This is a genomic window from Anaerotruncus sp. DFI.9.16 (genome assembly GCF_024461615.1).
Taxonomy (GTDB): domain Bacteria; phylum Bacillota; class Clostridia; order Oscillospirales; family Ruminococcaceae; genus Anaerotruncus; species Anaerotruncus massiliensis.
Genome location: NZ_JANFZX010000076.1, coordinates 1 through 10,221, shown reverse-complemented (window position 1 = coordinate 10,221; position 10,221 = coordinate 1). Strand labels below are relative to the sequence as shown.

At 48.1% G+C, this 10,221-nt stretch carries 12 protein-coding genes; 3 read left to right on the top strand and 9 right to left on the bottom strand.

The window, feature by feature from the left end; all coding sequences use genetic code 11:
- Positions 1 to 230: CD1107 family mobile element protein (locus NE609_RS15875; protein WP_256153083.1), on the bottom strand; the 230-nt coding region annotated here is incomplete at its 3' end.
- A 1,189-nt stretch (positions 231 to 1,419) separates the two neighbouring features.
- A complete protein-coding gene (locus tag NE609_RS15870) occupies positions 1,420 to 1,551 on the bottom strand; it encodes a hypothetical protein (protein WP_256153082.1) in 132 nt (43 codons plus the stop codon).
- Positions 1,552 to 1,619: 68 nt separating this feature from the next.
- On the opposite strand from NE609_RS15870, the gene NE609_RS15865 reads away from it, so the two are divergent.
- Entirely contained in the window at positions 1,620 to 1,997 is a 378-nt protein-coding gene (locus tag NE609_RS15865) for a hypothetical protein (RefSeq protein WP_256153081.1), read from the top strand.
- Positions 1,998 to 2,036: 39 nt separating this feature from the next.
- On the opposite strand, the gene NE609_RS15860 is transcribed toward NE609_RS15865, so the two are convergent.
- Together NE609_RS15860 and NE609_RS15855 are read right to left on the bottom strand one after the other, a co-directional pair.
- Positions 2,037 to 2,324, bottom strand: a complete 288-nt coding sequence (locus NE609_RS15860; protein WP_256153080.1) for a hypothetical protein — start codon at positions 2,322 to 2,324, stop codon at positions 2,037 to 2,039.
- A complete protein-coding gene (locus tag NE609_RS15855) occupies positions 2,312 to 2,626 on the bottom strand; it encodes a hypothetical protein (protein WP_256153079.1) in 315 nt (104 codons plus the stop codon). The genes NE609_RS15860 and NE609_RS15855 overlap by 13 nt, the downstream gene beginning before the upstream one ends.
- 289 nt (positions 2,627 to 2,915) lie before the next feature.
- Here NE609_RS15855 and NE609_RS15850 point away from each other — a divergent pair, with 289 nt between their 5' ends.
- The gene (locus NE609_RS15850) at positions 2,916 to 4,151 is read left to right on the top strand and encodes a hypothetical protein (RefSeq protein ID WP_256153078.1); all 1,236 of its coding nucleotides are present in this window, start codon (positions 2,916 to 2,918) and stop codon (positions 4,149 to 4,151) included.
- Between the two features lie 387 nt (positions 4,152 to 4,538).
- Positions 4,539 to 5,066 (top strand): DUF6070 family protein, encoded by a 528-nt coding sequence (locus tag NE609_RS15845; protein ID WP_256153077.1) that lies wholly within the window; start codon positions 4,539 to 4,541, stop codon positions 5,064 to 5,066.
- A 52-nt stretch (positions 5,067 to 5,118) separates the two neighbouring features.
- Here NE609_RS15845 and NE609_RS15840 read toward each other — a convergent pair whose 3' ends face one another.
- From NE609_RS15840 to NE609_RS15820, 5 genes are all read right to left on the bottom strand, one after another.
- The gene (locus NE609_RS15840) at positions 5,119 to 5,268 is read right to left on the bottom strand and encodes a hypothetical protein (protein WP_256153076.1); all 150 of its coding nucleotides are present in this window, start codon (positions 5,266 to 5,268) and stop codon (positions 5,119 to 5,121) included.
- A 638-nt stretch (positions 5,269 to 5,906) separates the two neighbouring features.
- Positions 5,907 to 7,307, bottom strand: coding sequence for a WG repeat-containing protein (locus NE609_RS15835; protein ID WP_256153075.1), 1,401 nt, complete (start codon positions 7,305 to 7,307; stop codon positions 5,907 to 5,909).
- A gap of 107 nt (positions 7,308 to 7,414) precedes the next feature.
- Complete coding sequence (locus tag NE609_RS15830; RefSeq protein WP_256153074.1) at positions 7,415 to 8,491, bottom strand: RHS repeat-associated core domain-containing protein; 1,077 nt, start codon at positions 8,489 to 8,491, stop codon at positions 7,415 to 7,417.
- A 97-nt stretch (positions 8,492 to 8,588) separates the two neighbouring features.
- Positions 8,589 to 9,059 (bottom strand): hypothetical protein, encoded by a 471-nt coding sequence (locus NE609_RS15825; protein WP_256153073.1) that lies wholly within the window; start codon positions 9,057 to 9,059, stop codon positions 8,589 to 8,591.
- On the bottom strand, positions 9,056 to 10,221 hold a 1,166-nt coding region (locus NE609_RS15820; RefSeq protein ID WP_256153072.1), incomplete at its 5' end, for an RHS repeat-associated core domain-containing protein. The genes NE609_RS15820 and NE609_RS15825, both read right to left, overlap by 4 nt.

Here is a 10,221-nt window from a genome sequence, read left to right as displayed (position 1 = left end):
TTATCCGCGTCATCGCCGTCCCTATCCGTGGGTACGCCCATGCAGTCCGCCGGGTTCTCCCGGCAGACGGGACAGTCCTCATCCGCCGCGTCCGCATCGCAGCGCGCGGAACAGGTGCAAACCGACTCGCTCTCCGTCTCGGGGAGTTCTTCCGCCAACACCGGAAGTCCGACGGATAAGAGCATCAGCGCGGCCAGAAAGCCTGAGAAAAACCGCTTTTTGTTACGCATCACAACATCTCCTCTCCATACAGAAGCGGGGAGGCCCCTTTCTATTGGAAGCTCGCCCATTTCCAAGCAACACCTCTATATATTATAGGTCTATACCCGAGCGGTCACATTGGGGTCTCAAATTCAAGAAAATCTTAGAAAAAATAAAAATTTAGTGATTATGCAATGAATGTGTTCAGTAAAAATCCATCCACGCATTGAACTTGCACGCCATGGAAATTCTGAAAAACAGGCTAATGTTGCGCTTATCTGTGTTCGAGGATCTGCAAAGATGGCGGATATGGGTGACGGAAGAGCTTTTGTTATTGCCGGCGAAAAGGCCGGAAACGTACCGGCAAAAGAGCCGTGTTGGGAGCTTTGATCATGTCAGAGGAAGGACTCATATAAAGTATCGATTCATTAAGAAAGCGGTAGGGGCTTGACAGGCCCCTACCGCTTTCTTATTTTTCAGATTGATCTGAGCTGGGTTTGATTCTCAAAAGCTCATTTGTACAATTCAGATATTGGCGTTATATCCTCAGGCTTAGATACATCGTCTAAGCGACAAGGAACGCCGGTCGCTTCGCACCACAGGGCAACGACTGCCGTAGTGGCCATTTCCTCAAAGTATTCACGGTCTAAGGTATGCATTTCATCAAACTCGCGGAGCATGCTTACATATTTGTTAATAATTTCATCTGACGGACCTTGGATATTATAGGGTCCGATCTTTGTTTGGAAGTGGGTGGATAAATAATCGTGAAAATGCTTGATATATTCGGGAGAATAGCCGTACTGGGGCAGTCGAATCCGATCAGCGTAATAATAGATAAACGCCTTGCGAAGCGTATTGGAACTGATGGTAGGCGGTTCAAAGTAATCCCCTGTCTCAAGCAGCGCTCTTTATTGTTCTTCCGAATGCAGATGCACCCATTCTTTTGTTTCTTTATGAAATAGATACTGGTGATGAATGTGCATTTTATACATCGCAAGAATCAAACTTTTAAATGTAAGCGGCTGCTGCAATGATAACACCTCCTATTTTATTGGATAACCAAACCAAATGTGCATGCCGTGAGCTTTGCCCATGAACGGAGCATGATAATGACCATAGTAGCTTCCAGTCGAATTTATACCTCTATGATGTTCAGGCAGTTCTTTGGCGGATAATCCTAGAGGGATGGCAAGGGCCTTTGCGTCTCCCTGATTTTTAATATAGACACCGCATATGCTTTCGCAGCCCGTCCGGCCGGTAGGCGTAGGTCGTCCGCTCGCCGTCCGCGTAGAGGGATACCATCTGATTAAATCCATTATATCCCTTTGTCTTCCTTACAGCAAACATTGACTTTGTTTTCCAGTAATTGTAGAATAAAAAAGGAACGCCGCTACTGGCAGCTGGGAGTGACGCAAATGGGGTTTCCAAGGCTAGCAATGGTTTCAATTAAAATTTTCTGCTCTATAATTAGCATATTTATTTTTATTATGGATTGGAGAAAATATCGGAGAATTATTAAATATGGCGGGTGCTATGACGCCACAGTAGTGGGTTTTAAAGGTTCATTCTTTCCTTATCCAATTGTCCAATTTCTTGTAAATGGAAAGGTCGTAGAGGATAAACTATCCTGTGGTACTGCTCAAAACCCCGAGTTGGGCTCCACCATCAAAGTCTATTATTGGCAGGAATACTATGATGAAATTATTTCTGAAATAGATTCTGACATAACCCCCCATTATATAATGATAATTTTTATTGCCATAGTTGTTTTCACTCTATGGGCCCTTGCCTAATAAGGGAGCCCCTGCTATACAGGGGCTCCCTTATTTATGTCATTTGTGTTTTTTGTTATATAAATCTTTCCATAGCCGGTCAATCCTTCCCTGATACTGGCTTCTTCTTAAATACTGGGCACCAACATATTTGTTCTTTGATTTCGCTTTCAAGACGTCCCAAGTTGACATCCCCAGTTCATCCTCCATCAGTCTCATTCCACGCTTGTTAGGGTCTTTGATACTGTGATATTGAAGGTCCTGTTGGAACTGCGAACCTTCAAAGGTGCCGCCAACACCATTAAAATACGAACGATTCCCTTCGTAAATCTCGGTCAACATCTCCATTGGGGGTTCACATCCAGCGGCTCCGGATGCTCTTCGTTGCCAAAGGCGTCGTACCGGTAGTTCTTCAGCAGGTTGCCCAGCGCGTCCGTCCGCTGCGCCACGTCCCCGTGGGCGTTGTGGAGGTAGTACTGGAGCGCACCGTCCTGCTCGCGGGCGATCAGGTTCGCGCCGCACAGATACCGCGCCGACTTCCGCCACGATGTTCTGCCCGTCCCACAGGTGGGTGACGCCCGTCGCGTCCGCGCCGCTTCCGTAGGTCTTGCCGCAGCGCAACCCATCCGGCCGGTAGAGGTTGCTTCCACTTCTAAGCCAGCCGTCGGGTACAGGGAATTTCATCACCGCCGCGGCTTCAACTCTGCTTCCGAAATAGAAACTTTGGTTCCCGCTTCACCCGCGGGAGCCGTATTTTTTTGCACCCTGCGCTGGTAGATGCAATTTATGAGGTCATAGCGGTTGACCTTCTGGTACCCGTCCCAGGAGTAGGCGTAGAAGGGGAAAAAACAAAAACCTCTTTGTGCCCTTGAGGTGAGCAGAGGACAGTAGTAAAATAATGAGAGAACATATGATAAGCTTTCGAATAGGGGGATCGTGATGGTTCAGAAGTTGATTTGCATCTTTACCGGCACGTTGATGATTGCGTTTCTTGGGGCATGCGATTCTCCGGGTGCCTTGGCCGGTATAAGCTCGCCCGGATCAGGGGACTCGATCTCTCAAAATGACTGCGAAGGAGGGGGAAATGACACGGCTCCTGGAGCCCCGCAACTGCTTGCCGAGACGAGCAGCACAGATGACAGACCTCCCGAAATCGATTTGTCTGGAGATTATATCCGTTTGACTTCTACGGAGCCCAATTCCTCTTCTGCCATTTTCGTGGATGCTCTGGAATTCCCCAACACCATTTTGCTGTGCAAGCGTCTCCTGCCGGAAGGGGCCGAAGCAGAAAAGAATGTGATGGAACTATTTGATACAGAGACGGGCGAATGTGTGAGTTCGTATGAATTGCCGCCTGTATTCAGCGGCAGGCTGCGTCGCATGGAGAAAGCGGCCGATGTAGCGGGCTTCGATTTTCGGTGCGTTTATGACGACGGTATGCTCTATAAAAGCAGTGCCGATGCGCAAAAGGAATTACGCTATGAACTGCCGGCCGGAATTGTCCCCACGGTTTCTCAGGACCCGTTTGACGGTGGAGCTTACGACGTGGCCGGCGACCAGCTGGTCTATACCCAGTCCGACGGGATATGGCTGGCCGACAGAGACGGACTCCATGCAAGAAAGGTCTTATCCAATGCAGAAATCACCTTTATGGAAGTCGAGAAGATGACGGGTGAAACCAAACTGATGTATGGAAAACCGAGGTTTCTTTGTAAGTGTACCAAAATTGCCGCCGGGATCTGCGATTCGGGCGACTGGTATGGAACAGTTCTCTATTATCCGGAAACAGGTGAAATGGAAAACTGGCTACAAACACTGCCGCCTTTTGTGCCGTCATTTCCTTATACGGATCGTTATATCAAGGCCTCCAAAACAGCATATCTGGACGCATGTACAAATGTTTGGAGCGAGTTCCCGACCGCCTCGGGAAATGCCGCTTACCTTACATACGACTTTCAGACCTTTGTTTATCAGCAGTACGACATGCGCTTAGACCATGAGACGGAGCATTTGGAGGCCTATCGATGCAGTTCGACGGACCCGACAGACCGTACGGCTCCGATTTTGGTCAATCTCGGGAACGAACCGGTGATCTTGTGCTGCATTACAGAGAATTACGTGGTTGCACACGCGCCCCGCCAGGGAGACTGGTGGGCGATCGCCAAGTACAGGTAAACGCCGCGAGAGGGCTGGCGCAGCGGAAATGTTCGGGCGTTCAATTCTTATGATGGAAAAGGAAGCTTACCATTGTTCCTGGGAACATCGCGCTAAGTTTTGATTTCATGTTCGTTCATGTTCCATCTTCACGGATAATCTTGTTAAACTCTCAGACATTGTTCATTACAAAATACGTGAACCCTGTGCACTGGCCTGCTAATATGAATTTGTTTTGATATTACATTGACAGGAGGGATCGTAATGCTTATAAAAAAGATTCGGATCTTAACGTGTACGGTACTGGCTGTTTCGCTTGTGGCATGTAGTTCACCCAAGGATGCGGTTTTAAATCGTTCGTCGGTAAGTTCCCAAACAGCAGGTCCTAGGAGCGCGGAATGCAACAGCATGTCAGAGAACTCGTCGGGAGAAACTGCCTCGGAATGGAACGAGTATGAGAAGTATATATACCCGTTTAGCTATTCGATAGGCAGGGAGTCATGGGATAGCCCCCTAGAACTCGAACCGGATGCTTTAGTAATTTTCTTTTTTTCGCTCTCTTTGATTGGAGAAGTAACAATTGACGAGGAGGTTTACCCGAAAGACGGCGAATTTGGGAACCCGATGATTCCGAGCGAATTTTTAGAATCCACCGTGCAAAAGTATCTGGATGTACCGGCAGACCAGATCCGCAGGTCAACATACTATGATTCGGAACAAGACGCCTACTGGACAGGGGGAATAGGCTCAGTCATACAGCTCTTTTTTGATGATGCCGAGCAGGACGGCAGCTTGCTGCGGATTAATTTTACAGCGCGAATTGACGCCAGCGAGGCTCGTAGGCAGTGGAAAAGTCGTGTTACAATCCAGCTTAAGGAGGATGGAGGATTCCGGTATCTCTCTTATGAAAGGGAAAAGGAAGAGCAATTGGAGTAAATACAAAAAAAGGGGGGCAGAGCAATTGCCCTGTCCCCTTTTAAATGAGATATCAGTTGTAGACGGTTCCTTTCCAGGTTAACGACGGGTACATACCCTTGACATTCTCCCGGTAGATATGGCGGGTGTTTCCCTTGAAGTCCCAGTTCGCCTCGTAAATCTCGTAGGTCTTGCTGTCGACTTCGTAACTGGCGATGCACAAAGCGTGTCCGGTCTGGGCATTCGGCCCGTTAGTCCAAATGGCAATCGAGGGAACGCGGATACCTGTCTGCCTATCGCTTGCGTTGTCCCAGAATTCACCAGGGGTCCACCCGGAAGAAGGACTAGGCTTTCCGGTAATCTCTTTGTACTTTTGCGCTGCATACTGCAAACATTCCATACAGATACTCCCTTTTAATTTGCTTGGCACGAACATATCCGCTCTCTGCAGCGAGGGATGTGATACTCTTGCCTGCATATGATACCAAGAACAGGACTGCTCAAAAATTAACCTGAATAATTTATTTCCTACAAATTTTCAACCCCACTCGCCCCATCGGCAAACATAGATCACCACAATCCCGCCGTTGCTGAAGCAGAGAAACCTTTTGTAGCTGGTTGTGAGGTTCCAAGGCGCCGCTACATATAACGGATTTCCCCTTGATACAGCGAAACACTACATTTATGCCGATCTCTCCTATAGCGGTGGGAATTTTTCCGTATCGAACTTCCGATGGGCAAAGGTTTAGTCGCTTGATCTGCCACAGAATGAGGCCCGGAGCAAAAAAGCTCCGAGCCTCTAAATCTAATCTCCACTTTTCAACGGTACGAGAATACCAATCACTTGTCGCTTATTGAAGCTTAAACCCCATCATTTTTAGTTGAATGAATGATGTTTCCTTTAGTATCCATATATCCCCGTTCAAACGGCATCTCCTGCATACTATGAAATTCAGTCCCAGGAAACTCTTCCTCCCAGCCATCATATTGGCTATCCCAATAATACTCAAGGATGCCACTACCCCTATAAGTCAGATTGTATTTTGGTTCGATAATGGTGTTGCCTTGATAGTCAAGTCCCATACATATTGCCTTCATTCTAACATATACAAGACCTACGCCATCCCTAAATACGATATCCGAATATGCTGGCATGGGTTTCATAATCCAATTGCCCTTTAAATCGATCAAACCAACAGAATATTCGGTACCCACACCTTGGGGCTTTACATAATATTCCTGCGCGCTGAGTACACCGTTTGCTACTCCGTCTTCAGATAAAACAATTGGCCCAAAAGTGGGTTCGATGATCATCTCGCCCTTTTGGTTGATTACGCCCCATTTTTTATCAACCTCTACAGAGGCATAGCCCAAACAGAAATCACTTGCCGAATCGAATTTCGGAGGGGTTACCCAGTCTCCCGTCAGGTCAATATATCCATATTTCCCGTCTTTCATAACACGGGCAAGTCCACATGCAAAGGCACTGGCATCATCAAATTGTGGGGAAATGACCCACTTGCCGGTCGGCGTAATATATCCATACTTACTGTCTTTAACTACACAGGCTAGTCCGCTTGAAAAATCACTTACTTTTTCAAACTGCGGGTGTATTGACCACCGAAACTCCTTATTCAAATATCCGTAGAAGCCATTGCTTGCTTTTGCGAAAGCTAAGCCCTCGGAAAACTGGGATAGATCGTCAAAAGAATTCGAGATCCATTCCCCCTGCCAATTCATAAATCTTCGGCTATCAGAATTCGCGTCTTTTGCGAGAATCATTCCCTCCTGATAGGATAAGAAAACAACGTCTTCTGGAATCCTCAGCAGTTTGTCATTAAAACCGTTAATTAACCACTCTTGCCCGTCAAAATCCCTTACTCTTGCTATACCAGATAAAAAATCAAACACGGTATTATATTGAGGTGGGATGACCCACTCTCCACGAATGTTAATGAATCCAATATTCCCTCTGCTTGCGACAGGATACAGATAGGTATGGGATACAATTGTGTAGGGCGGTGTATCCATTTTTGGAAATGTGGTTTGCTCACTTGTGCTATCTTCTCCACTGACTAAATTGCCGTCACTTTGTGAGGAACCAGTTACCGCAGACATCCCTGTTTCCTCATTCGATGCTTCATAACTTGATTTGTCATCAACACATATATCTGAAGAAGCACTAGAAGGTTTTCGTAAAGCGCCGTCAGAACAAGCTGTCAGTATACATACTAGCAACAACAGCATTATAAACTTTTTCATTTGCTTCCTCCATATCTGTAAGATAATCATATTTTACAAAGGTTACAGGGCCTCTAATCCACTAGAGGCCCTGTAACAAATACTAAGGTGTAACCACCCCAGTTAGGTTAGTAGCGATCTTTTCGCTTGCTATTTGAAAACGATCCAAAATATGGACCTTTGGAGTCTGCATACCACCTGTCAAACTCTCTAGAATACTGCTCATATTCTGTACCTTCCCATGGATTTCCAATCCATTTGGTTAGTGTGTCATAAACTGCGTCCGCGCTCAAATTTGGATCTCCTAGGAGTGATACGATCATCTTTGAGAGCTCTTCCGCGTGACTCCAATTTTCTGACAGACCATTTTCAGCGGCCCATCCTTTAGGATCTGTTGCTGCTTCAGGAATAGTTTCAACGTAAACTTCAAATTGCCGACCACCTATATCAGGGTTTATATTAATTACGTCGATTAAGCCTGTATTTTTTGCAACGCCTTCATAGGTCGTTGAACCCGTTACATAATTTGCCAACCCCTCTCTATTTCTCATGACCCGGTTCACCAAAACCCAAGCAGACTTGTCCATGGCCTCTGGTGCATGCGCATTTTCATGGAAAATGATACGTGCGGTACGATCTACAATGTTTGTGTCTATTTGATACTGATACAATCCTGTCCAATCCGCGGAATGTTCGACTCCTATTTCATAGCGAATATTATTCTCATCAAACCCAGGTTGCGGATTAAAAGTTTTGCCATTTTTACCGTAAAAGACCCAGTCATCTGTAGTTATAATAGACCCAGGGATGGGCTTGTTTCCAGTAAAATCAACAAATGTGACCGGGTTCCCGTTGCAGTAGGTGTACCAGTTGAGGCCGTCCCTCGCGGAATCCTCCGCGCCGAACCTTCCGGTTCTCGGGTCGTAGCATCTCGCGCGCAGGTAGTAATCGCCCGTCTCGCGGTCGAAGTATTCCCCGCAGTAGCGGAAGGGGTTCACATCCAGCGGCTCCGGATGCTCTTCGTTGCCAAAGGCGTCGTACCGGTAGTTCTTCAGCAGGTTGCCCAGCGCGTCCGTCCGCTGCACCACGTCCCCGTGGGCGTTGAACAGATAGAACTGCGCCGCACCGTCCTGCTCGCGGGCGATCAGGTTTGCGCCGCGCAGATACCTCGCTACGACATTTCCAGTCGCGCCGATTTCCGCCACGATGCTCTGCCCGTCCCACAGGTGGGTGACGCCCGCCGCGGCCGCGCCGCTCCTGCAGATATGGCCGGACCTTGTGGTCCGGCCATATCCTTACGGGTTATTCCCCGCCCTCATAGTCCTCGATCTTTGTAAAGATAATTTCCGGTATGCCGGTTTGTTCTTCCCACCAACCTATGACTTTGTAACGAAGTTGTTTATCATCAAATCGATACGACCCGAAAAAGTATGCCTTGTCGTAGACTGCAGGATACTCAGCGGCATTATAAATATAAAATTCTTTTGCGTGATTGGAAAAAAGGATGAGGATATCCGTCTCCATTCCGTCAATAACATAAAACCCTGTATAAACCTTGCGCTCATATTCTATCGGTTTTGTAGGATCAATGGCTTCTATCGGCGGTTGTGTAATCTTGATTGCTATCGGTTCCGTGATGTTAAGCGTAAGTCCAAGCGTTTTGTTTTGCCATACCCCGTATGGCAACGTCCCTCTGGTACTGATACCGCAAGCGGGCAGCAGACTGGTTATCATCAGCGTGACCAAAATTAATGTACCTAACCGTTTTTTCATTTCCTCTCCCTCTTTCTGATTGTCATGAAGGACATCGCTGTTCTCCGGTGCTTTTTAAGCCAAGCGTCGATAGATTTGAACGGATCATCCGCCGAGTCGTTATAAGCCTGGAGCTGTCCATCTTCGCGGCCAATGGCCACATAATGCATCTGCATCGAGCCTGAATACTTATACATCAATATGCCCACCGTAGCGTCCCCCATTGCTTCATCCAGATTTTTGGGGAAATAAGCGTTGGTAACATCATAGCCGGCATCCTCGAAGTAAGACTCCACCGCCTGCGGATAGACTCCCATCTCACCTCTGGCCACCGTTCCTCCCGTCGACTCATAATGCAAAATAATGTTTGCCGGCTCCTTCGGGTCGTCCAAAAGCTGAAACGCGTTATAGGTGGCTACCCATCCGCATCCGTTGTAGCTTCCCTCACGGTAACCCATCCGCGTCACTGCCGCCGACCCGGACCCCTGATCCGTGATCAACGGATCATAGGTCAATTGTTTGTTGTAAAGATAATTCGTAACCATTTTGTCCGGCGTCAACAGGCTCGCGACCCGATCCAGCCCCTGGAATCTCGTTTGTTCAACATTGGCCGTAAAGTTTACACCGCCTTGAATGACCTGATCCACCGCATTTCGTACTGCATATTGCGCGGAATCAATTTTGTTGTGCACCGACTGCATTAACTTGTTGAACTGCTCTTCCACATACTGCTGACCCAGCGCCTGCAGTTCCACCGGCGATGCGGCATTGCCCGTTAAATCCATATAGGCAACCGGGTTTCCGTTTCCGTAAGCGTACCAGTTGAAGCCCGCCCTGGCTGAATCTTCGGCGGTAAACCTTCCGGTCCTCGGGTCGTAGCATCTCGCACGCAGGTAGTAATCGCCCGTCTCGCGGTCAAAGTATTCCCCGCAGTAGCGGAAGGGGTTCACATCCAGCGGCTCCGGATTCTCTTCGTTGCCAAAGGCGTCGTACTTGTAGCGCTTCAGCACCGTTCCCAGGTTGTCGGTCCGCTCGGTCACGTCCCCGTGGGCGTTGAACAGATAGTACTGCGCCGCGCCGTCCTGCTCGCGGACGATCAGGTTTGCGCCGCGCAGATACCTCGCCACGACATTTCCCGTCGCGCCGATCTCCGCCACGATGTTCTGCCCGTCCCACAGGTGGG

Excerpts from the sequence above, each read along its gene's own strand:
- NE609_RS15870 (WP_256153082.1), bottom strand. The coding sequence starts at position 1,551 with ATGTTTGCTGTAAGGAAGACAAAGGGATATAATGGATTTAATCAGATG.
- NE609_RS15865 (WP_256153081.1), top strand. The coding sequence starts at position 1,620 with ATGGGGTTTCCAAGGCTAGCAATGGTTTCAATTAAAATTTTCTGCTCT.
- NE609_RS15860 (WP_256153080.1), bottom strand. The coding sequence starts at position 2,324 with ATGGAGATGTTGACCGAGATTTACGAAGGGAATCGTTCGTATTTTAAT.
- NE609_RS15850 (WP_256153078.1), top strand. The coding sequence starts at position 2,916 with ATGGTTCAGAAGTTGATTTGCATCTTTACCGGCACGTTGATGATTGCG.
- NE609_RS15845 (WP_256153077.1), top strand. The coding sequence starts at position 4,539 with ATGTCAGAGAACTCGTCGGGAGAAACTGCCTCGGAATGGAACGAGTAT.
- NE609_RS15835 (WP_256153075.1), bottom strand. The coding sequence starts at position 7,307 with ATGAAAAAGTTTATAATGCTGTTGTTGCTAGTATGTATACTGACAGCT.
- NE609_RS15825 (WP_256153073.1), bottom strand. The coding sequence starts at position 9,059 with ATGAAAAAACGGTTAGGTACATTAATTTTGGTCACGCTGATGATAACC.